20 protein-coding genes are annotated in these 21,538 nt (G+C 63.0%); 16 read left to right on the top strand and 4 right to left on the bottom strand.

The window, feature by feature from the left end; translation table 11 throughout:
- The 4 genes from ENZ74_RS02760 to ENZ74_RS02745 all read right to left on the bottom strand — a co-directional run.
- Positions 1–765: DUF3445 domain-containing protein (locus tag ENZ74_RS02760; RefSeq protein WP_164760941.1), on the bottom strand; the 765-nt coding region annotated here is incomplete at its 3' end.
- A gap of 9 nt (positions 766–774) precedes the next feature.
- The gene (locus tag ENZ74_RS02755) at positions 775–1,740 is read right to left on the bottom strand and encodes a PDR/VanB family oxidoreductase (protein ID WP_063167620.1); all 966 of its coding nucleotides are present in this window, start codon (positions 1,738–1,740) and stop codon (positions 775–777) included.
- Complete coding sequence (locus ENZ74_RS02750; protein ID WP_063167619.1) at positions 1,737–2,333, bottom strand: dimethylamine monooxygenase subunit DmmA family protein; 597 nt, start codon at positions 2,331–2,333, stop codon at positions 1,737–1,739. The genes ENZ74_RS02755 and ENZ74_RS02750 overlap by 4 nt, the downstream gene beginning before the upstream one ends.
- 142 nt (positions 2,334–2,475) lie before the next feature.
- Entirely contained in the window at positions 2,476–3,609 is a 1,134-nt protein-coding gene (locus ENZ74_RS02745) for an aminomethyltransferase family protein (RefSeq protein WP_063167618.1), read from the bottom strand.
- A gap of 286 nt (positions 3,610–3,895) precedes the next feature.
- Here ENZ74_RS02745 and ENZ74_RS02740 point away from each other — a divergent pair, with 286 nt between their 5' ends.
- The 16 genes from ENZ74_RS02740 (at position 3,896) to ENZ74_RS02665 (ending at position 21,473) form a co-directional block, all read left to right on the top strand.
- A complete protein-coding gene (locus ENZ74_RS02740) occupies positions 3,896–4,183 on the top strand; it encodes a hypothetical protein (protein WP_013532898.1) in 288 nt (95 codons plus the stop codon).
- 12 nt (positions 4,184–4,195) lie between these two features.
- Positions 4,196–4,573 (top strand): hypothetical protein, encoded by a 378-nt coding sequence (locus ENZ74_RS02735; RefSeq protein ID WP_013532899.1) that lies wholly within the window; start codon positions 4,196–4,198, stop codon positions 4,571–4,573.
- Positions 4,574–4,608: 35 nt separating this feature from the next.
- Positions 4,609–4,770: a hypothetical protein gene (locus ENZ74_RS02730; protein ID WP_013532900.1), complete on the top strand. Its 162-nt coding sequence runs from the start codon at positions 4,609–4,611 to the stop codon at positions 4,768–4,770.
- Between the two features lie 14 nt (positions 4,771–4,784).
- Positions 4,785–6,188, top strand: coding sequence for an amino acid permease (locus ENZ74_RS02725; RefSeq protein ID WP_024502594.1), 1,404 nt, complete (start codon positions 4,785–4,787; stop codon positions 6,186–6,188).
- Between the two features lie 45 nt (positions 6,189–6,233).
- Positions 6,234–6,923: a hypothetical protein gene (locus ENZ74_RS02720; protein WP_024502593.1), complete on the top strand. Its 690-nt coding sequence runs from the start codon at positions 6,234–6,236 to the stop codon at positions 6,921–6,923.
- Positions 6,920–7,243: a hypothetical protein gene (locus ENZ74_RS02715; protein WP_063167617.1), complete on the top strand. Its 324-nt coding sequence runs from the start codon at positions 6,920–6,922 to the stop codon at positions 7,241–7,243. The genes ENZ74_RS02720 and ENZ74_RS02715 overlap by 4 nt, the downstream gene beginning before the upstream one ends.
- A 105-nt stretch (positions 7,244–7,348) precedes the next feature.
- Positions 7,349–8,245 (top strand): glutamine amidotransferase family protein, encoded by an 897-nt coding sequence (locus ENZ74_RS02710; protein ID WP_063167616.1) that lies wholly within the window; start codon positions 7,349–7,351, stop codon positions 8,243–8,245.
- 4 nt (positions 8,246–8,249) lie between these two features.
- Positions 8,250–8,975 carry a GXGXG domain-containing protein gene (locus tag ENZ74_RS02705; protein ID WP_013532905.1) on the top strand — a complete coding sequence of 242 codons (726 nt, stop codon included), beginning with the start codon at positions 8,250–8,252 and terminating at the stop codon, positions 8,973–8,975.
- Between the two features lie 6 nt (positions 8,976–8,981).
- Positions 8,982–10,310 (top strand): FMN-binding glutamate synthase family protein, encoded by a 1,329-nt coding sequence (locus tag ENZ74_RS02700; protein ID WP_063167615.1) that lies wholly within the window; start codon positions 8,982–8,984, stop codon positions 10,308–10,310.
- Between the two features lie 61 nt (positions 10,311–10,371).
- Positions 10,372–11,679 (top strand): type III glutamate--ammonia ligase, encoded by a 1,308-nt coding sequence (glnT, locus tag ENZ74_RS02695; protein ID WP_063167614.1) that lies wholly within the window; start codon positions 10,372–10,374, stop codon positions 11,677–11,679.
- A 36-nt stretch (positions 11,680–11,715) separates the two neighbouring features.
- Positions 11,716–12,969 (top strand): sarcosine oxidase subunit beta family protein, encoded by a 1,254-nt coding sequence (locus tag ENZ74_RS02690; protein ID WP_013532907.1) that lies wholly within the window; start codon positions 11,716–11,718, stop codon positions 12,967–12,969.
- 16 nt (positions 12,970–12,985) lie between these two features.
- Complete coding sequence (locus ENZ74_RS02685; RefSeq protein ID WP_024502588.1) at positions 12,986–13,261, top strand: sarcosine oxidase subunit delta family protein; 276 nt, start codon at positions 12,986–12,988, stop codon at positions 13,259–13,261.
- The gene (locus ENZ74_RS02680) at positions 13,261–16,242 is read left to right on the top strand and encodes a sarcosine oxidase subunit alpha (RefSeq protein ID WP_063167613.1); all 2,982 of its coding nucleotides are present in this window, start codon (positions 13,261–13,263) and stop codon (positions 16,240–16,242) included. Before ENZ74_RS02685 ends, ENZ74_RS02680 begins: the two co-directional genes overlap by 1 nt.
- Positions 16,235–16,858: a sarcosine oxidase subunit gamma gene (locus ENZ74_RS02675; protein WP_063170183.1), complete on the top strand. Its 624-nt coding sequence runs from the start codon at positions 16,235–16,237 to the stop codon at positions 16,856–16,858. Before ENZ74_RS02680 ends, ENZ74_RS02675 begins: the two co-directional genes overlap by 8 nt.
- Before the next feature lie 146 nt (positions 16,859–17,004).
- Entirely contained in the window at positions 17,005–19,374 is a 2,370-nt protein-coding gene (locus ENZ74_RS02670) for an aminomethyltransferase family protein (protein ID WP_063167612.1), read from the top strand.
- A 389-nt stretch (positions 19,375–19,763) separates the two neighbouring features.
- A complete protein-coding gene (locus ENZ74_RS02665; protein WP_024502584.1) occupies positions 19,764–21,473 on the top strand; it encodes an APC family permease in 1,710 nt (569 codons plus the stop codon).
- The last annotated feature ends 65 nt before the right edge of the window (positions 21,474–21,538 follow it).

The raw sequence follows: 21,538 nt of genomic DNA, 5'->3' as shown, positions 1-21,538 counted from the left end.
ATTCTCCGGCGTCACCGTAGCCCGGTCCGGACCCCATTTGTGATAGTTTTCGGGGCTGGTGTCGAGGCGCGGATTGATGGTCATCGTCCAGTTCAGGCGCCTGGCCGGCTTGCCTTGCTGGATGTTGGTGAGGAATTTCAGCGCCCTGACAAAAATCCCCTTCTCATGCGCCAGCGGCACCGGCGCGTGCCATTCGAAAAAGTTCATGCCGATGTCGAAATCGAGCGACCAGTCGGCTTGGGTGGTGACCATGCCGGCATCCATCCACAGATTGCCGTCGCGCTGGTCGAGGATGCAGAAGTCGCCCTGGCTCTGGCGGGTGATGTACTCCATCGGGCCGTAAGGCAGCGTCGAGGTGTCGCCGAAGGTGAAGGTGTCGTCGATGCCGAGCGGCCGGTTGATCCAGCGCCAGCGGTCGCCGTCGCGGGTCAGTGTGAAATGTTCGGGATAGCCCAGCGCCTGCTGCTCCATCAGCAGTTCCAGCAGGTCCCAGCCGGCCAGCGTCATGTGCGGCAGCGACTGGCAGCGCAGCGGGTCCTCGGCCAGCACCAGCGCCCGGTCCTGCATCTCGGCGACATAGTGCTCGTCGACGTCGATCAGGTTTTCCAGCACGCTGCCTTTCGGCCCGACGACATGCGGCTCGATGTTGACCGCATACATGTAGGCGTCTTCGTGGAAAGGGAACGGGAAGCGCCTGATGTGCTCAGGGCTGTTCCTGAAGGTGAAGTCGTCGCGGAACGTTTCCTTGCGAAAGGTGATGCCCATGATTTCCTCCTAGCGCTCCAGGACCAGCGACCGGCCCTCGAAGCGCGACACGCACGGCATGATCTTCTTGCCCGAACGGTGCTCTTCCTCGCTCAGCCAGTGGTCGTTGTGGATGAACTTGCCGTCGCAAGAGATGACGTTGGTTTCGCACTGGCCGCAGACGCCGCCGCGGCAGAGATAGGGCGGATCGACGCCGGCCGCTTCGATCGCTTCCAGCAGGCTCTGCTGCTCATCGACGCGGATCGTCTTGCCGCTGACGGCAAGCGTCACGTCGAAAGGCAGGCCAGGCTGGGGGGCCGCGAAATGCTCGAAATGCACGGTTTCCGATGGCCAACCGAGGCTTGCCGCGCGATCACGCACCCAGTTGATCATGCCGGCCGGGCCGCAGACATAGAGATGCGTGCCGAGCGGCTGCGTCGACAGCAGCCGGTCGAGTTCGATGCGCTCGTCAAGGTCGTCATGATAGAGCCTGACCCGTCGGTCGTAGCGCTCGCGCAGCACATCGGCATAGGTGCCGAGCGATGCGGTGCGGCAGGTGTAGTGCAGTTCGAAATTGCCGCCTTCCGCCGCAAGCTGAGCGGTCTGCGCCATGAACGGCGTGATGCCGATGCCGCCGGCCAGCATCAGATGTTTTTTGGCGCGCAGGTCGAGCGAGAACAGATTGACGGGATAGCTGACCACCATCTCCATGCCGGGCTTGACGTTCCGGTGCATGAACAGCGAGCCGCCGCGGCCGACATCGTCGCGGCGCACCGAGATCGTGTATTCGCGCGTGTCGAGCGGCGAGCCCATCAGCGAATAGGGGTTGAGCCTGGTGCGTTCGCCGTCGCGCATCTCGACCACGACATGGGCGCCGCCGGAAAAGGTCGGCAGCAACTCGCCGTCGCGCCGGCGGAAATGGAAGCGGGTGACGAGGTCGTTGACCGGGACGACGTCGCTGACCACGACATCGAGTTTTGTTGTTCCGGCGCTCATCGGAAAACCTCCTCCATCGGAGGAATCTCGCTGCGATCCTCGGCGTTGATGCAGACGCCCTGGAACGCCGCGATGCGCCTGGAATAATGATCGCGCACCAGAAGCAGCAGGCCGCAATGCGCGCAGGTCGCCGGCTGCGTCGTCACATTCTCGGTGATGCCCTTGCAGTGGACGCATTGCATGCGCCGCGCCAGCGAACCGCGGTGCTCGGTCTGGATCGAAGTGTGGTCGATGCCGGCTTCAAGCGCCACCTGCATCGCCTGGCCGATCAGGCCCTCAGTGCCGGCGAGATAGAGGCGCAGGCCCATATGCGCATTTGCCAGTGTCTGCCTAAGCCGTGGCAGCAGGCTGGCGAAGGATGGCGACAGATGAAACTGCACCGGTCTCAGCGCTTCGAGGGCTGCGGTGTGTTTGCCGTCAGGCCCGGGAATGAAGACGATGTCGGCGTCGTCGAAAAACCCGGGCGGCGCCCTCCCGGCCATCTCCGCTATCGCCAGCGCCCCTTCCGCATCCGCGATAAAAAGATGATGCTTGCCGGGCTGCGGAGACAAGGTTCCGTAAACAGGCCGGCTGATGATGCTTTTGGCTGCCATTTAAGTCTTCGTGCCTTCGAGCGCTTCACCGTTTCATAGAAACGGCGGACCGCTCTATCTCTTTGCTTTGACGCAATTCCGGACGGAAAACCGTTTCACACTTTTCCTGGAATTGCTCGAACCCCTCGCCGTCGACTATGCCTCAACCTTTCGCCGTGCGCTTGGTCTTCTTGGGATCGTCGAATGGCAATGGCTGGGCGGTGGCCTTGATGGCGCCGCTCCTGTTGCGGATTTCGAGCTTGGTGTCCTTGACCGCGCAGTCGACGTCGAGGCGGGCGATGCCCATCGATTTCTCGACCAGCGGCGAATACATGGCGCAGGTCACCACGCCCACCTTCTTGCCGTCGCGATAGACCAGCGCACCCTCATCGGCCGGCTCCTTGCCGTCGAGCAGAACGCCGTAGATCTTGAAGCGCTCCTTACCCTTGAGGCGATAATGCTCCTCGGCGCCGCGAAAGCCGGTCTTTCCGGGGCTGACGGTGAAGTCGAGGCCGAGTTCCCACAGCGTGTCGCCGGGTCCTTCGTTCTCGAACGGGTATTTCTGCGAATTGTCGTAGGGGTAGAACAGCAAGTAGCTTTCCACCCGCAGCATGTCGAGGGTGGTGAAGCGGCACGGAATGATGCCGGCGCTCTTGCCCTCGTCGAGAATCCTGTCCCAGATCGTGCCGGCATCCTGGCCGCGGCAGAAGATCTCGTAGCCGCGCTCGCCGGTGTAGCCGGTGCGCGAGATCATGACGGGCAAACCGAACAGTTGCGTCTGCATATGATGGAAATAGTTGAGGTCGCGAATGCCCGGCACGTGCTTGGCCAGATAGTCGACGGCGGTTGGCCCCTGCAGCGAAAGATCGTGCAGATTGTCGTCGAAGCGCAGCGACACGTCGCGGCCCATAGCCGCCCGCTGCAATTCTTCATGGCCGGTGCCCGAACCATGCACGACCATCCAGGCATTGGGGCCGGTGCGGTAGAGGATGCAATCGTCGGTGAATTTTCCCGCCTCGTTCAGCATGCAGGCATAGGCCGACTTGCCGGGATAGATCTTTTCGACGTCGCGCGTCGTCGCCAGGTCGATCAGGTGTGAAGCATGCGGCCCGGTGATGTGCACCTTCTTGAGGCCGGAGACATCCATCAGGCCAGCCTTGGTGCGGATGGCGATGTACTCCTCGTCGGCATCCTTGTCGTAGGTCCAGGCGGTTCCCATGCCGCTCCAGTCTTCGAGCTTCGAACCGAGCGCTCGGTGGCGATCCGCCAGGGTCGAAAATCTCCAGGATGCCGTCATCCGCTCGTCCTCCGTTTCGATAATGCTCTGCTGTTCCCTGCCCCCTGCGCAGTGGCGGGAGCTTTGACCGAATATTGATCGCAAACGCCAGGACGCCGCAATACCCATAAGCAATTAATTTCATTGTCAGGCAAAATCCACCGCGCAAAGCAAACAGTTAACCTCACGTAAATCGCGCTTGACAATTGCGGGATTCGGACTGAATTTATGAAAAAAATTTCACTCTCTTGAAAGAGGGCAGCGGCCGGCCAATTCGGGGCCTGGCGTTGGAAAAAGGGGAAAACCGATGTCAGACATGCAACAGCGCATCGAAGCGCTGTACCGCTCCGACGTGCGCGGATCTGCGCTCCTGATCGTCTGCCTGTGGGCGACGATCCTCTTCGTCCTGCTCATGACATGGCCCTACATCCCGCACAGCGGCATCAAGGCCGTGGTCGCGATCGCCGCCGCCGCCGTGCTGATCTTCAACACGGCCGCCATCCTGGCGATGGTCAAGCACTACAAGGAAGACAAGGAATTCATCTACGGGCTCGACATCAAGAACGCCGACGCATTCCGCAACCGCAAGTCCTGAGGGGTAGAAGAAATGTCCCGCTACACGCCGCCGGAGCAGAGCAAGGCCGGGCAGGTTTTCGACATCGCCGTCGTCGTCGTCGCCATTTTCGTGGCGCTGTGGCTGCCGCTGAAACTGGGCCTCGCCGGTGCGGCGAAATCCATCGACGCGCTCGACGCCAAGACGTGGGAAGCGCTCGGCCAGAACCCGACCATGGCCTCGATCTGGGAAAAGCTCGGCTACACGCCCGAGACCGCGCACGACATCATCCAGAACCGCTTCCATTATGTCATCGACTGGCCGACGCTGATCATAATGGCTGCGGTGCTGATAGGCTATTTCGTCTTCCTGTTTCGCGCATCCGACCGCGAATATCGCGACGTCATCAACGAAAAATTCGACGACAAGTAAGAGTTCTGAGGACGATTTAATTCGGGGACACGATCATGTGGGTGGCACTCTCTTACGCATGCTGGGGCATCTCGATCGTGCTCGCTTTGTGGATGCTTTACGACTGGTTCAAGGTCGACACGACCTTCTCCGAAGAGGTGCTGACCTCGTCGCGCGAAGGCGAACTGGAAGCCACTTCCGAAAAACACCGGATCTGAGTGAGGATTGAACAATGACGATCGCACTTGAACCGGCTGCCCCGGCTGTCCAAGGGGACAGAGTTTCACTCCTGCGCGTGCTCGGACCGGCCCATGTCTGGGCGCTCGGCGTCGGCATCGTCCTGGTCGGCGAATTCACCGGCTGGAATTTCTCGGCGGACAAGGGTGGCGCGCTGGCCGCGCTCATCGTCTGCTGGGTCGTCGGATTGCTCTACACCTCGGTCGCGATGATCGATTCCGAGGTGACATCGACCGTGGCCGCCGCTGGCGGCCAGTATGCGCAGGCAAAGCACATCGTCGGACCGCTGATGGCGTTCAACGTCGCGCTGTTCCTGGTCTTTGCCTACACGATGCTCGAAGTGTCCGACGCCATCCTGCTCGGCGACACCATCGTCGCCAAGGCCGGCGTCGAAGGGCTCACCCACAATTCCTTCATCGCCGCGACCATCGTCGTGCTGGCGTGGCTGAACTATCGCGGCGTGCTGATGACGCTCAACGTCAACTTCGTCATCACCGCGATCGCCTATATCTCGATCGTCATCCTGTTCTTTTCGGTCAGCCCGTGGACGCAAGGCGCGGTGCTGAAGCTGAACGAACTGGTCACCCCAGGCAATGCGCTTCCCTATGGCTGGATCGGCGTCATCGCCGCCTTCCAGTTCGGCATATGGTACTATCTCGGCATCGAAGGCACCACACAGGCCGCCGAGGAAGTGCGCTCCCCGGCCCGCTCGCTGCCTTACGGCACCATGGCCGGCATGATCACGCTTTTGATCGCGGCGGCCATGACCTGGTATGTCTGCGCCTCCCTGATGCCCTGGGAATATCTCGGCATCACCTACTATCCACTGTGGGACGCCGGCAAGCTGACCGGCAGCCCGCTGCTCGAGAACCTGTTGTTCGTCGCCACGCTGCTCGCCGCGCTGGCGTCGGCCAATGGCTGCATCAACGATGCGGCGCGCGCCTGGTTCTCGCTCGGCCGCGACCGCTATCTGCCGACATGGTTCTCGGCCGTGCATCCGAAATATCGCACGCCCTATCGCTCGATCCTGTTCCTGCTGCCGATCGCGCTGGCCTTCGCCTTCATCGCCGACCTCAACCAGGCGATCACCTTTTCGATCCTGTCGGGGGTGCTGCAATACACGTTCATGAGCATCAACATCATCATGTTCCGCAAGAAATGGCCGCTGGGCTCGATCCGCCGAGGCTACACCCACCCCTTCCATCCGATCCCGGCCATGGTGCTGTTCTGCCTGTGCGTGGTGACCTTCTTCGCCATCTTCCTCGGCTTCGGCTCGCAGCTGATCGCCATGGTCGCCTTCTACTTCCTGATCTCGCTGTGGTTCCACTTCTACCGTTACAAATTCGTGCGGCGCGGCGACCAGTTCACCATGCCGTGGCCAAAGCCGCAGGGTTATTGATGGGAGTAGGCCCGTCCGGATCCCGGGCGGGCCTGGCATGAGAAAATGTCCGATCTGACATCAGCACTGCTGGCCGGGGCCATTGTCCTGGTTGTCGTTCTCCACCTTGCCTGGCAAGCGCGTGCCAGCCGCAGCAGGGCATCGATGGCGCTCGCCGTCGAGCAGGACCGCATCCGCACAATCATCGCCGATGCTGCCAATGTTTCGGATGGCACCGCCGGCGTCATCACCTGGGAAGGATCCTGGAACAGCAAACGTGTCCAGGTGCGCACCATCGTCGATACGCTGGCGACGCGCAAACTGCCGGCGCGCTGGCTCAGTGTTTCGATCACCGAAGAGGTCGCGGTACCAGCCACCTTCGACATGATGATGCGGCCGGGCTCGCCGACGACCTTCTCCAATTTCGATCATCTCGAGCATACGCTGCCCAAGGCTCCGGGATTTCCCGCCGAGTCGGTGCTGCGCACCGACCGCAGGGCGGCGCGCTTTCCGCAAGGCCTGATCGCCAGCCATATCGAGATCTTTTCCGAAGGGCGCGCCAAGGAACTGCTGATCACGCCCAAGGGTATACGCATCGTCTGGCTTCTGGCCGAAGCCGAGCGGGCGCGCTATGGCGTTTTCCGGCAGGCCGAATTCGGCGACGCCGCACTCGATCCCGCGCTGATCGAAAGGCTGCTGATGTCGGTGTCGGCGCTTCGCGACGCGATCAACAAAAGCGAACGGCAGGCCGCATGACCAGTTCCGCCACTGCACCCGCCAATCCCTATCTGGTTCTCGGCGCCGCAATCGTGCTGCCGGGAAGCGGGCACGTCATTCTGGGCGTGCCGGTGCGCGGCCTTCAATTCCTTTTCTTCATGGTGATCCTGGCATGGGTGACGGCCAAGATCGCGCCGCCCGATGCCAGCTTCGTCGGCCGTCACGCCGGCGGCTTCCTGATCTATGCTTTGTCGATCCTGGACGCCTACAAGCTCGCCCGCATCCGCACCGCCAAATGGGTTCACAACGCCCGGCAAGGCAACGATAGTGGGCAGAGCGGCATTGAGACGCATAGGTAATTAGAGGAATATTTTTTTCATACGATTGAATTTGCGGACCTCATTCGATACATCATTTTCAGAGTTGCAAACGATCTCTTAGCTACAAAACGTCGGGAGGCTGACATGTGTGGAATTGTCGGACTGTTTTTGAAGGACAAGTCGCTGGAACCCCAGCTTGGCGCGATGCTGTCGCAGATGCTGATCTCGCTCAGCGATCGCGGTCCCGATAGCGCCGGCATCGCCATCTATGGCGCGCCGTCCAAGAATGAGGCCAAGATCACCATCCAGTCGGCCAAGCCCGACCGCGATTTCCGCGGCCTCGAGGCGGAGCTCGCCAAGGCCATCGGCACGCCGGTGACGATCGCGGTGAAATCCACCCATGCAGTCGTCAGGACCACCCCCGCGAAGATCGATGAAGCGCGCGAAACCATCCAGGCGCTGCGCCCCGACATCCGCATCATGGGCGCCGGCGACGTGGTCGAGATCTACAAGGAAGTCGGCCTGCCCGAGGCAGTCGTCGATCGCTTCGATGTCCGCAAGATGACCGGCACACATGGCATCGGCCATACCCGCATGGCGACGGAATCGGCGGTGACGACGATGGGCGCGCATCCGTTCTCGACCGGCGCCGACCAGTGCCTGGTGCACAATGGCTCGCTGTCGAACCACAACAATGTCCGCCGCGAACTGATCCGCGAAGGCATGACCTTCGAAACCGAGAACGACACCGAAGTCGCTGCCGCCTATCTCTCGTCACAGATGGCGCATGGCAAGAATCTCGGCGAGGCGCTGGAAGGCACGCTCTCCGACCTCGACGGCTTCTTCACCTTCGTCGTCGGCACCAAGAACGGCTTTGGCGTGGTGCGCGATCCGATTGCCTGCAAGCCAGCCGTGATGGCCGAAACCGACCAATATGTCGCCTTCGGCTCGGAATATCGCGCGCTGACCAAACTGCCCGGCATAGACAATGCGAGGGTCTGGGAACCCGAGCCCGCAACCGTCTATTTCTGGGAGCATTGAGTTCATGCCGGCAACCACGCTTTCAAAAACCGCGGCACACGACCCTCGGGTCTTCGATCTCGACCAGTTGTCGCTGCGCGAACTCAACCAGGCGCTGCACAATCTGGCTCCCGGCTCGAACGAAACGGCATGGGAAGTGCTGAACCCGAAAGGCAGCCATTCGGTGGCCGTTGGCGTCGACCAGCCTGTTGCCATCGATGTGCGCGGCAGCGTCGGCTATTACTGCGGCGGCATGAATTCCGGCAGCACCATTACCGTGCATGGCTCGGCAGGGCCTGGAGTCGGCGAGAACATGATGTCGGGCTCGATCACCATCAAAGGCGACGCCAGCCAGTATGCCGGCGCCACCGGCAAGGGCGGCCTGCTGGTCATCGAAGGCAACGCCTCGTCGCGCTGCGGCATTTCGATGAAGGGCATCGATATCGTCGTGCATGGAAATATCGGCCATATGTCGGCCTTCATGGCGCAGTCAGGCAATCTGGTGGTGTTGGGCGATGCCGGCGATGCGCTCGGCGATTCCATCTACGAGGCGCGGCTCTTCGTGCGCGGCAAGGTCGACAGCCTCGGCGCCGACTGCATCGCCAAGGAAATGCGGACCGAGCATCTGGAATTGCTGCAGGGCCTGCTCGACCGCGCCGGCGTCACCGGCGTCAAGCCGTCGGAGTTCAAGCGCTACGGCTCGGCGCGTACCCTCTATAATTTCAATATCGACAACGCCGACGCGTATTGAGGCAGCATGACCTACAGGAACCCGCCGACGACGCCGCGCAAATCCGCGACCTTCGACGACTACACGCTTTCCGAGATCCGCCGTGCCGCGGCGACCGGCATCTATGACATCCGTGGCGCCGGCGCCAAGCGCAAGCTGCCGCATTTCGACGACCTACTGTTCCTCGGCGCCTCGATCTCGCGTTACCCGCTCGAAGGCTATCGCGAGCGCTGCGACACATCGGTCGTGCTCGGCTCTCGCCATGCCAAGAAGCCGATCGAGTTGAAGATTCCGATCACCATTGCCGGCATGAGCTTCGGCTCGCTGTCGGGTCCGGCCAAGGAAGCGCTCGGACGCGGCGCTACCCTGTCGGGCACCTCGACCACGACGGGCGACGGCGGCATGACCGAGGAGGAGCGCGGCCATTCCAAGCAACTGGTCTATCAATATCTGCCGTCGCGCTACGGCATGAACCTGCGCGATCTGCGCCGCGCCGATGCGATCGAGGTCGTCGTCGGCCAGGGCGCCAAGCCGGGTGGCGGCGGCATGCTGCTTGGCCAGAAGATTTCGGATCGTGTCGCCGAAATGCGCACGCTGCCGAAAGGCATCGACCAGCGCTCGGCCTCACGCCATCCCGACTGGACCGGACCCGACGATCTCGAGATCAAGATCCTCGAATTGCGCGAAATCACCGACTGGGAAAAACCGATCTACGTCAAGGTCGGCGGCGCGCGCCCCTATTATGACACGGCGCTTGCCGTGAAGGCCGGCGCCGATGTCGTTGTCGTCGACGGCATGCAGGGCGGCACCGCCGCCACCCAGGAAGTGTTCATCGAAAATGTCGGCCAGCCGACGCTTGCCTGCATCAGGCCGGCCGTGCAGGCGCTGCAGGACCTCGGCATGCACCGCAAGGTGCAGTTGATCGTCTCCGGCGGCATTCGCAACGGCGCCGATGTCGCCAAGGCGCTGGCGCTCGGCGTCGACGCGGTCTCGATCGGCACGGCGGCCCTTGTCGCGCTCGGCGACAACGATCCGCGCTGGGAGGCGGAGTACAACGAGCTTGGCACCACGGCCGGCGCCTATGACGATTGGCACGAGGGGCGCGACCCCGCCGGCATCACCACGCAGGATCCGGAACTGATGAAGCGGGTCGATCCGGTGACTGCCGGGCGCCGGCTGGCGAACTACCTCAAGGTGATGACGCTTGAGGCTCAAACGATCGCCCGCGCGTGCGGCAAGAACAGCCTGCACAATCTCGAACCCGAGGACCTGGTCGCGCTGACGATCGAGGCAGCCGCCATGGCCGGCGTGCCGCTGGCCGGCACCAACTGGATACCGGGGAAGAACGGCTTCTGATCAACGAAGGGCCGATTCCCGCATACTCGGGAACAACAATCGATAAAAATGGGGAACTACCGTGGCAACTGATCTTGCTGAATTCGCAAGGGCGAAAAACGTCAAATATTTCATGATTTCCTACACTGACCTGTTCAGTGGCCAGCGTGCCAAGCTGGTGCCGGCGCAGGCGATATCAGACATGCAGAAGGACGGCGCCGGCTTTGCCGGTTTCGCCACATGGCTGGACCTGACGCCGGCGCATCCCGACATGCTTGCGGTGCCGGATCCGGATTCGGTGATCCAGCTGCCGTGGAAGCCTGAGGTCGCCTGGGTGGCGGCCAACTGCATCATGGACGACAAGGAGGTCGACCAGGCGCCGCGCAACACACTGAAGCGGCTGATCGCGGAAGCCGCCAGCGACGGCATGCATGTCAAGACCGGCGTCGAGGCCGAGTTCTTCCTGATCTCGCCTGACGGCAAGACGATCTCCGACGAATACGACACGGCCTCAAAACCCTGCTACGACCAGCAAGCGGTGATGCGGCGCTACGACGTCATCGCCGAGATCTGCGACCACATGCTGGCGCTCGGCTGGGGCGCCTATCAGAACGACCATGAGGACGCCAACGGCCAGTTCGAGATGAACTGGGCCTTCGACGACGCGCTGGCGACCGCCGACAAGCACTCGTTCTTCAAATTCATGGTCAAGTCGATCGCGGAAAAGCATGGCCTGCGCGCGACCTTCATGCCGAAGCCCTTCCAGGGCCTGACCGGCAATGGCTGCCATGCGCATATCTCGGTCTGGGACAAGGCCGGCAAGACCAACGTCTTCGCCGACAATTCGATGGAGCTCGGCCTGTCGGCCAAGGGCAGGAATTTCCTCGGCGGCATCATGAAACATGCCTCCGCACTGGCCGCGATCACCAACCCGACGGTGAATTCCTACAAGCGCATCAACGCGCCGCGCACCATTTCGGGCGCGACCTGGGCACCGAACACGGTGACCTGGACCGGCAACAACCGCACCCACATGGTGCGGGTGCCCGGCCCCGGCCGCTTCGAGCTGCGGCTGCCGGATGGCGCCGCCAATCCCTATCTCCTGCAAGCGGTCATCATCGCCGCCGGCCTCGACGGCATTCGCTCGAAGGCCGATCCTGGCAAGCGCTACGACATCGACATGTACCAGCATGGCCATACGGTAAAGGGCGCGCCAAAACTGCCGCTCAACCTGCTCGACGCCTTGCGCGAGTTCGACAAGGACAAATCGCTCAAGGCGGCGCTGGGTGAGGATTTCTCGTCGGCCTACCTAAAGCTGAAGCACCAGGAATGGAATTCCTATGCTTCGCACTTCACGCAATGGGAGCGCGACCACACGCTGGATATTTGACCACCAGCGCGACGCGAGCGACCTCGGAATGAACTGATGAAATATTCGATCTTCTCGCTCGCTCGTGCCGCCCTGTCCGGCCACAAGAACTGGCAGCGCACCTGGCGCGACGCCACGCCGAAGGATCGCTACGACGTGGTGATCATCGGCGGCGGCGGGCACGGGCTGGCCACCGCCTGGTTCCTCGCCAGCGAGTACGGCATCAAGAATGTCGCCGTGCTCGAAAAAGGCTGGATCGGCTCCGGCAATGCCGGCCGCAACACCACCATCATCCGCTCCAATTACGGTCTGCCCGGCAACACCGGCTTCTACGAATTGTCGATGAAGCTGTGGGAGCGGATGGAGCAGGACCTCAACTACAATGCGATGGTCAGCCAGCGCGGCGTCATCAACCTCTACCATTCCGATGCGCAGCGCGACGCCTATGCGCGGCGCGGCAACACTATGCGCATCAACGGCATCGACGCCGAACTGCTCGACCTCGCTGCCGTCAGGAAGATGATCCCGTTCCTGAACTTCGACAATGCGCGCTTTCCCGTGCAAGGCGGGCTGTTGCAGCGGCGCGGCGGCACGGCGCGGCACGATGCGGTGGTCTGGGGCTATGCGCATGCGGCGAGCGAACTCGGCGTCGACATCATCCAGAATTGCGAAGTCACCGGTTTTGTCAGGGACGCCAATGGCAAGGTGACCGGCGTCGAGACGTCGCGCGGCAAGATCGGCGCCGGAAAGGTTGGCATGGCGGTCGCCGGCTCCTCGTCGCGCGTCGCAGCAATGGCCGGTCTGCGCCTGCCGATCGAGAGCCACGTGCTGCAGGCCTTCGTCTCCGAGGCGATCAAGCCGCTCATCCCGGGCGTCATGACCTTCGGCGCCGGCCATTTCTACGTCAGCCAGTCCGACAAGGGCGGCCTCGTCTTCGGCGGCGATATAGACGGCTACAATTCCTACGCCCAGCGCGGCAACATGCCTGTGATGGAAGACGTCTGCGAGGGCGGCATGGCGCTGATGCCGATGATCGGCCGCGTGCGCCTGCTGCGCCAGTGGGGCGGCATCATGGACATGTCGATGGATGGTTCACCGATCATCGACAAGACGCCCGTCGACGGGCTCTATCTCAACGCGGGCTGGTGCTATGGCGGCTTCAAGGCGACGCCAGGGTCCGGTTTTGTCTTTGCGCACCTCCTGGCTCGCGACGAGTCGCATGAAGAAGCGGCACGGTTCCGCCTAGACCGGTTCCGAACTGGCGCCATGATCGACGAAAAGGGCCAGGGCGCCCAACCGAACCTGCATTGAAGGCGGTTTAGAAGAAATGCGCATTGCCTGTCCTTTCTGCGGTGAACGCGAACTCGGCGAGTTCACCTATCTCGGCGACGCCAAGCCGGTGCGGCCCGAGGCCGGCGCCTCGGAAGACGAGGTCTTCGACTATGTCTATCTGCGCGACAATGTCGCCGGCGCGACCAGCGAATATTGGTACCATGGCGGTGGTTGCCGGGCTTGGCTGAAGGTCACCCGCAACACGCTGACGCACGAGATTTCCTCCATCGAACCGGCGGCTGGTGCCGGCGCTGCGAAGGTTGGTGCGTGATGGCCGGCGCGCAGACACACCGGCTCGGCAATCGCGGGCTTGTCGACCGCTCGGCACCGCTGAACTTCCGTTTCGACGGCAAGGCTTTCTCCGGCTTCCAGGGCGACACGCTCGCCTCGGCGCTGATCGCCAACGGCGTCAAGCTGGTCGGCCGCTCATTCAAATACCATCGCCCGCGCGGCATCCTGACTGCGGGCTCGGAAGAACCCAATGCGCTGGTTGAGCTGCGCACCGGGGCACGGCGCGAGCCGAACACCAAGGCGACGACGGCCGAACTCTATGACGGGCTCGAGGCCGCCAGCCAGAACCGTTGGCCGTCGCTGCGCCACGACGTGATGTCGGTCAACCAGCTGTTCGCGCCGATCTTCGTTGCCGGCTTCTACTACAAGACATTCATGTGGCCGGCGAAGTTCTGGGAAGCGATCTATGAGCCGGCGATCCGCCGCGCCGCAGGCCTTGGCCGTGCCGCCGGCCTTGCCGATCCCGACCACTACGACAAGGCATGGGCGCATTGCGACGTGCTGATCGCCGGCTCCGGCCCGGCTGGTCTGGCCGCGGCGTTGGCAGCCGGCCGCGCAGGCGCCCGCGTCATCCTGTGCGAGGAGGATTTTGTCCTCGGCGGCCGTCTGCTGTCGGATGGCGGAATGATCGACGGCGAACCTGCGGCCGAGTGGATTTCGCGGACGCTGGCTGAACTGGCTGGTATGCCCGACGTCCGCGTCATGACCCGCACGACGCTGTTCGGCGTCTACGATGGCGGCACCTATGGCGCCATTGAGCGGGTCAACGACCATTTGCCCTCGCCGCCCGAGCACCAGGTGCGCCAGCGCCTGTGGCGGATCGTGGCGAAGCGCTGCGTCGTGGCAGCCGGCGCCATCGAACGGCCGATCGTCTTTGCCGGCAACGACACGCCCGGCGTGATGATGGCCTCCGCCATGCGCACCTATGTCGCGCGCTACGCCGCTACACCGGCAAAGCGGATCGCACTTTTCACCAACAATGAGGACGGCTGGCGCACCGTCGAGACGGCGCTCGGTGCCGGCCTGCAGATAGCGGCGGTCATCGATGCACGGCCCGAAATATCGCCGGCGCATCGTTCGCTGGCCTCGAAGGGCGGCTTCCCGGTGCTGCACGGTTCCGTCAGTGGCATCGACGGCGGCAAGGATGGCGTCAGGAAAATCGCGGTGTCGCTGACCGGCGGCGCGCGCGCCGAGGTCGAAGCGGACGGGCTCGCCGTTTCCGGCGGCTGGAACCCGGCGGTCGGGCTGACCTCCTATCATCGCGGCCGGCCGAAATGGCGCAGCGACATCTCCGCCTTCGTGCCCGACGGCGCGCCTCCAGGCATGGTCGCCGCGGGTGCCGCCAATGGCGATTTCGGGCTCGGCGCCTGCCTGAGCCAGGGATTTGCCGCTGGCGCGGCAGCGGCCCGTGACACGGGGCACAATGGTACGGCGGGCGCCGCGCCTGCCGCCGATGACGAGGCTTTTTCGCTGACGCCGCTCTGGCATGTCGCCGGCAAGGGCAAAGCCTTTGTCGACCAGCAACACGACGTCACCGCGTCCGACATCGAGCTGGCGCAGCGCGAGGGTTTTGAATCGGTCGAGCATCTGAAGCGCTACACCACGCTCGGCATGGCGACCGACCAGGGCAAGACCTCGAATGTCGCCGGCCTCGCCATCATGGCTGCGGTCAGCGGCCGTTCGATCCCCGAGACCGGGACAACGATCTACCGGCCGCCTTACGTGCCCGTCGCCATCGGCGCCTTCGCCGGCCATCACCGCGACGAGACTTTCCATGCGACGCGGCTGACGCCGTCGCATCACTGGGCCGTGGAACAAGGTGCTGTCTTCGTCGACACCGGCCTGTGGAAGCGGGCGCAGTGGTACCCCCGCGCGGGCGAGAAGGACTGGCTGGAATCGGTGACGCGCGAGGTCAAGGCGGTGCGCTCAGGCGTCGGATTCTGCGATGTCTCGACGCTCGGCAAGATCGACGTGCACGGTCCGGATGCCGGCGCCTTCCTCGACCGCGTCTACATCAACACCTTCTCCAGTCTTGCAGTGGGCAAGGCGCGCTACGGTCTGATGCTGCGCGAGGACGGCATCGTCTATGACGACGGCACCACGTCGCGGCTGGCCGAAGACCACTATTTTCTCACCACCACCACGGCCAAGGCCGGTCTGGTGATGCAGCATCTCGAATTCTGCCGCCAGGTGCTGTTCCCGGAGCTCGACGTGCAGCTCACTTCCGTCTCCGACCAGTGGGCGCAGTTCTCGATCGCCGGACCGAGCGCGCGGGAGTTGCTGAAACAGATCGTTGATGAGTCCGAGGACCTTTCCAACGAAGGCTTTCCGTTCATGGGCGCGCGCGAAGTGACGTTGCGCGGCGGCCTCAAGGCGCGGCTGTTCCGCATCTCGTTCTCCGGCGAAATGGCCTTCGAGATCTCGGTACCGGCACGCTTCGGTGATGCGATGGCACGCAATCTGATGCTGGCCGGCGCGCCATTCGGCGTGACGCCTTACGGCACCGAGGCGCTCGGCGTCATGCGCGTCGAAAAGGGCCACATCGCCGGACCGGAACTGAGCGGCACGACGACAGCGGCCGATCTTGGTCTGGGCAAGATGATGTCGACCAAGAAAGACTATATCGGCCGCGTCATGGCCGGACGCGAGGCGCTGGTAGCCCCAGATCGCCAGGTCGTCGTCGGCATCAAGCCGACGGACGAGACACGCCGGTTGCGCTCCGGCGCACACATCATCCCGAAGGGGCAGACGCCCGGCCCCGGCAACGACCAGGGCTATGTCACCTCGGTCTGCTTCTCGCCGACGTTGGATCAGTGGATCGGGCTCGCGCTTGTCGAACGCGGCCGCGAACGCATCGGCGAGATCGTGCACGCGCATGATCCATTGCGCGGCGAAGACTATGACGTCGAACTCTGCAATCCCGTCTTCTACGACCCGGATGGAGGGCGCCAGCGTGGTTGAGTTTTCCTGGGTTTCTCGCAGCCCACTCGAGCATGCGCTTGTCACCGGTACAGATGGCGCACGCGGTATCGAGGCCGGCATTTCGCTGACCGAGATCCGCAATTTTGATCTGATCCAGGGGATGGCGCGGCGCGGCCAGGCGGCCGAGCTGGGACAAGCCGCCAAGGCTCGGTTTGGTGTTGCTGTCCCTGATGCGCCGAAGGCGGTGCGGACTTCGGACGCAACGCTGATCTGGTCGGGACCGGACCAGTTCTTCGTGCTGTCGAAGGGCGGCAAGCACACGATGCAGACGCTGGAGCCCGCATTGTCCGGCTCGCTGTCGGACCAGTCGCATGCGCGGGTTCTGGTCAGCATCTCCGGCGCCAAGGCGCGGACAATGCTGGCGAAACTGTCGTCGATCGATTTGCATCCCGATTCGTTTCCGGTTGGCGCCGCCGCCGCGACGTCGATGGATCACACCAGCGTCACGCTCTGGCGCGACAGTGATCGGACGGATGGGCAGGCGGTGTTCAACGTTCTGATGTTTGCGACGTTTGCCGAGAGCCTTTGGCATACGATGCTGGATTCGGGCGCGGAGTACGGCGTCGACATCAACCATACAGAGAGACTGGCTTAGCCTTGGCTAGTCTTCCCTTCTCCCACAACAAGGGGAGAAGGCAAAGCGCGCCACCTCCGCCTTGCCAAACCCAACCGCACTGCTATTCTTGCTGCTAAAATAATTTCACGCACAGGCAAACTTGTTTCTCGAACCGCAAGGCTGAGATGAGCCAGTCGCCCTACCCCGCAATTGCTGCCGGACCGCCCAAGCCTAGCCTCATCCTGAGGCCGGGCCAGATCGCGCTGCCGCCGGGCATGGAGCGTTATACGATCCAGGGCAACGGCGCGGTGCTGATCGACATCGAGGCCGGCGACGCGATCACCGTGCGCAATGTCGAAGGCGGCCAGGCCTGCGAACTTCTGGCCTGGGACAGGACCGGCGCGACCGATCCCGGCATTTTTGGTGAAGCATCGAACAGCAACGCTGCCGGCATCAAAGCGCTGCTCATAGAGGGCGACGACAGTCTCGCATCCCTGCGGAGCGGGCTCGCCCGCCGGCAGGTGCAGCTTGACCACGCCAGGGCGGTGCGGGTGTTCGGCGTCACGACACCGGCCGGCACCGAGCAGGCTTTCACCGTCGCACGCGATGGTGCGGTGCTGATTGCCGCCCCCGGCGGGCCGATGCTGGTCGATGGTCATGACACGGCGACACCGCTGACCGTCTTCGTTCGCCGCGCCACGATCCGCCCGGCGGCGAAATCGGTATTGGCTGATCCGCTTGCCGACCCGGTGCTCGATTTGCGCGTCCATTCGGCGACCGCGGAGGCCTATTTCGTTGGGGCTGGCGACTATCTGCAGATCATCGATGTCGACGGGCGCCAATGCACCGATTTCCAGTGCTTTTCGGCGCGCAAGCTGGACAGGGGACTGGATCATCCGCTCGACGTGACGACGACGCGCACGCTCATGGGTGCGAGCTACCCGATGCCCGGCCTGCATTCCAAATACTATGACCAGGACATGGAGCCGCTGGTCGAGGTGGTGCAGGACACATGCGGCCGGCACGACGCCTTCGCGCTCGCCTGCGCCGCCAAATATTACGACGACATCGGCTATCCCGGACACACCAACTGTTCGGAGAATTTCAACGGCGCTCTGGCCGGCAAGGGCGTCAATCCCCGCGCGGGCTGGATGGCGATCAACTTCTTCTTCAACACGGCGATCGACGCGCATGGCGTCATGGTGTCCGACGAGCCGTGGTCGCGGGCGGGCGACTATGTGCTGCTCAGGGCGCTCACCGACATCGTTTGCGTTTCCTCCGCCTGCCCCGACGACACGACGCCGGCCAATGGCTGGAACCCGACCGACATCCATGTGCGGACCTATTCCGGCCAGCACAAATTCTCGCGAGCGATCGCCAGACGCATGACGCCCGATTCGGAACCGAAAATGACCCGCGAGACCGCTTTTCATTCGAGCTTTGCCAAGCACACCCGCAACTTTCAGGAGTACAAGGGCTATTGGCTCGCCAATTCCTTCGCCAAGGACGGGCCGATCGCCGAATACTGGGCCTGCCGCCAAGACGCGGTGATCATGGACCTGTCGCCGCTGCGCAAGTTCGAGGTCACCGGCCCGGATTCCGAAGCGCTGCTGCAATACACGCTGACCCGCGACGTCAAGAAGCTTGGCGTTGGCCAGGTGGTCTATTCGGCCATGTGCTACGAGCATGGCGGCATGATTGATGACGGCACCCTGCTGCGGCTGGGCAAGGACAATTTCCGCTGGGTCGGCGGCGACGATCTGTCTGGCGAGTGGCTGCGCGAGACGGCGACAAAACTCGGCCTCAATGTCCTTGTGCGTTCCTCCACCGACCAGATGCACAATGTCGCCGTGCAGGGACCGAAGAGCCGCGACATCCTCAGGGAGGTGATCTGGACCTCGCCGCTGCAGCCGTCGATCGACGAACTCGAATGGTTCCGCTTCGCCGTCGCCCGCATTGGTGGCGGCAACGGCATTCCGGTCGTCGTCTCGCGCACCGGCTATACCGGCGAGCTCGGCTACGAGATCTGGTGCCATCCGCGCGACGCCGAAAAAGTCTTCGACGCCATCTGGGAAGCCGGCCAGCCTCACGGGCTGAAGCCGATGGGACTGCAGGCGCTGGACATGGTGCGCATCGAGGCCGGGTTGATCTTCGCCGGATACGAATTTTCCGACCAGACCGATCCGTTCGAGGCCGGCATCGGCTTCACCGTGCCGCTGAAGAGCAAGACCGACGATTTCGTCGGCCGCGAGGCGCTGATCCGCCGCAAGGAGCACCCGCAGACGAAGCTGGTCGGTCTCGACATCGACGCCAATGTCGACGTCGGCCATGGCGATTGCGTGCATGTCGGCCGTGCCCAGATCGGCGTGGTCACGTCAGGCATGCGCTCGCCGGTGCTGAACAAGACCATCGCGCTGGCCAGGCTCGATGTCACCCATTCGGCTGTCGGTACCGAGGTCGAGATCGGCAAGCTCGACGGCCATGCCAAGCGGCTGCCGGCGCGAGTCGTCGCCTTCGCCCACTACGATCCGCAAAAGACCAAACCGCGTTCCTGACGGCCCTTCCCTCCCAAGACAGTGAGGCCGTGCTGCAGTTCGTGATAGGAATTTTTTCTTGACCTGCTGAGGGCAGCTATGCTACATATTCGTCCATGGTGCTGATTTGCGCCGCGACCCGCCTCCGGCGGGTTTTCGCTTCCTGACCCTTGGTCCTTTTCCGAACAATCCCACCGCGGCAGTGTGAAGCCGACATGTTTCGCAAGCGTGATGTGCACGGCGCGACAAATCGCTTGACCTGAAAGCGCGCCGGATCAATCTTCACTGTTAAGAAAAAAATGCGACTGAGTGGAAACACCGACAGCCGCCCAAAGCATGCGTCGATGATGAAGCCTCGCGAAGTCGCGGCCGTCACGAACGGGGAACATCAAAATGGGGAACAAAGACATATGAGCACGATAACGACTGTCCTGGAGCCGCTTGCCGAAGGCAAGTTGCACCGAAATATCGACTGGCGCGGCGCCTTCTGGGTGGCGAGCGGCGTGCCGGCCCTGGTCCTGTTCTCGATCGGCGGCATTGCCGGCACGACCGGCACGCTGGCCTTCGCGATCTGGATCTTCTCCATGATCATGGGCTTCCTGCAATCCTTCACCTATGCCGAAATCGCCGGCCTGTTTCCGAACAAGTCGGGCGGCGCGTCGATCTACGGCGCCACCGCCTGGCTGCGCTATTCCAAGTTCATCGCGCCGCTGTCTGTCTGGTGCAACTGGTTCGCCTGGTCGCCGGTGCTGTCGCTCGGCTGCTCGATCGCCGCCGCCTACATCCTCAACGCGCTGGCGCCAGTGCCGCTGTTCACCGAAACCTCACCCGATGTCGTCGCCTATATCGCCGCGCATGCCGGGACGAGTGCCGCCGACGCCATCACAGCGGTGACCGCGGCGGCGACGCCGGCAATCCGCAACTGGACGCTTTACAGCCACACGCTGGGACCGGTCTCGTTCACCTTCAACGCGACCTTCTTTATCGGCGCAGTGCTGATGCTGATCATCTTTGCGATCCAGCATCGCGGCATTCTCGGCACCGCCAATGTGCAGAAATATATCGGCCTCTTGGTCATCGTCCCGATGCTGATCGTCGGCGTGGTGCCGATCGTCACCGGCCAGATCAACTGGGCGAATTTTTCGCCGCTGGTGCCGCTGGCCGCAGCCTACGCGCCCGAGCCCGGTGCCTGGAACATCGCCGGCTGGACGCTGGTGCTTGGTGGTATGTTCATCGCCGCCTGGTCGACCTACGGCTTCGAGACCGCCGTCTGCTACACATCCGAGTTCAAGAACCCCGGCACCGACACGTTCAAGGCGATTTTCTATTCCGGCCTTCTGTGCATGCTGCTGTTCATCCTGGTGCCGTTCACCTTCCAGGGCGTGCTTGGCCTCAACGGTATGCTGGCGACGCCGATCGTCGACGGCTCCGGGGTCGCCGACGCGCTGGCCGGCATGGTCGGCGGCGGCGCGCTAGTCCACAGCCTGTTGGTGATGCTGATGATCCTGGCGCTGGTGCTGTGCATCATGACGGCCATGGCCGGCTCTTCGCGTACGCTCTACCAGGGCTCGGTCGACGGCTGGCTGCCGCGCTATCTCAGCCATGTCAACGAACATGGTGCGCCGACACGGGCAATGTGGACCGATCTCGTCTTCAACCTGATCGTGCTGGCCATCGCCTCGGCCGACGCGACGAGCTTCTTCTTCATCCTCGCCGTGTCGAATTGCGGTTACATCATCTTCAACTTCCTCAACCTCAACGCCGGCTGGATCCACCGCATCGACAACGGCCATATCGCACGGCCCTGGAAGGCGCCGAGCTGGCTGCTCGGGATCGGGGCGATCTTCGCCTATGTCAACGCGATCTTCATGGGCGCCGGTGCCAAGGTATGGAACCCGATGGCGCTGTGGGCCGGCCTGATCACGGCAGCGCTGATCATCCCGGTGTTCTGCTTCCGACACTACATTCAGGACAAGGGCAAGTTCCCCGACCACATGCTGGCCGATCTCGGCATGACGGGGGCCGACCTCTCGGTCAAAAAGGCGGGCATGCTGCCCTATCTGACGCTGGTCGCCGGCGTGGTGGTGATGCTGCTCGCCAACTGGTTCTTCGTCATCTGACCTCATAAAAATAAAAAGGATCGGGCGCGCTTCGGCGCGCCCGATCCTTTTCGACTGGCGTGATC

The sequence above is a fragment of the Mesorhizobium sp. M7A.F.Ca.CA.002.15.2.1 genome, from assembly GCF_003998715.1.
In the GTDB taxonomy this organism is placed as follows: domain Bacteria; phylum Pseudomonadota; class Alphaproteobacteria; order Rhizobiales; family Rhizobiaceae; genus Mesorhizobium; species Mesorhizobium ciceri.
This window is presented reverse-complemented; position numbering and strand designations above follow the sequence as displayed.

Coding starts and splice junctions, on each gene's coding strand:
- ENZ74_RS02745 (WP_063167618.1), bottom strand. CDS start 3,609: ATGACGGCATCCTGGAGATTTTCGACCCTGGCGGATCGCCACCGAGCG.
- ENZ74_RS02755 (WP_063167620.1), bottom strand. CDS start 1,740: ATGAGCGCCGGAACAACAAAACTCGATGTCGTGGTCAGCGACGTCGTC.
- ENZ74_RS02715 (WP_063167617.1), top strand. CDS start 6,920: ATGACCAGTTCCGCCACTGCACCCGCCAATCCCTATCTGGTTCTCGGC.
- ENZ74_RS02735 (WP_013532899.1), top strand. CDS start 4,196: ATGTCCCGCTACACGCCGCCGGAGCAGAGCAAGGCCGGGCAGGTTTTC.
- ENZ74_RS02700 (WP_063167615.1), top strand. CDS start 8,982: ATGACCTACAGGAACCCGCCGACGACGCCGCGCAAATCCGCGACCTTC.
- ENZ74_RS02725 (WP_024502594.1), top strand. CDS start 4,785: ATGACGATCGCACTTGAACCGGCTGCCCCGGCTGTCCAAGGGGACAGA.
- ENZ74_RS02665 (WP_024502584.1), top strand. CDS start 19,764: ATGAGCACGATAACGACTGTCCTGGAGCCGCTTGCCGAAGGCAAGTTG.
- ENZ74_RS02750 (WP_063167619.1), bottom strand. CDS start 2,333: ATGGCAGCCAAAAGCATCATCAGCCGGCCTGTTTACGGAACCTTGTCT.
- ENZ74_RS02670 (WP_063167612.1), top strand. CDS start 17,005: ATGAGCCAGTCGCCCTACCCCGCAATTGCTGCCGGACCGCCCAAGCCT.
- ENZ74_RS02705 (WP_013532905.1), top strand. CDS start 8,250: ATGCCGGCAACCACGCTTTCAAAAACCGCGGCACACGACCCTCGGGTC.
- ENZ74_RS02685 (WP_024502588.1), top strand. CDS start 12,986: ATGCGCATTGCCTGTCCTTTCTGCGGTGAACGCGAACTCGGCGAGTTC.
- ENZ74_RS02710 (WP_063167616.1), top strand. CDS start 7,349: ATGTGTGGAATTGTCGGACTGTTTTTGAAGGACAAGTCGCTGGAACCC.
- ENZ74_RS02680 (WP_063167613.1), top strand. CDS start 13,261: ATGGCCGGCGCGCAGACACACCGGCTCGGCAATCGCGGGCTTGTCGAC.
- ENZ74_RS02730 (WP_013532900.1), top strand. CDS start 4,609: ATGTGGGTGGCACTCTCTTACGCATGCTGGGGCATCTCGATCGTGCTC.
- ENZ74_RS02740 (WP_013532898.1), top strand. CDS start 3,896: ATGTCAGACATGCAACAGCGCATCGAAGCGCTGTACCGCTCCGACGTG.
- ENZ74_RS02690 (WP_013532907.1), top strand. CDS start 11,716: ATGAAATATTCGATCTTCTCGCTCGCTCGTGCCGCCCTGTCCGGCCAC.
- ENZ74_RS02720 (WP_024502593.1), top strand. CDS start 6,234: ATGTCCGATCTGACATCAGCACTGCTGGCCGGGGCCATTGTCCTGGTT.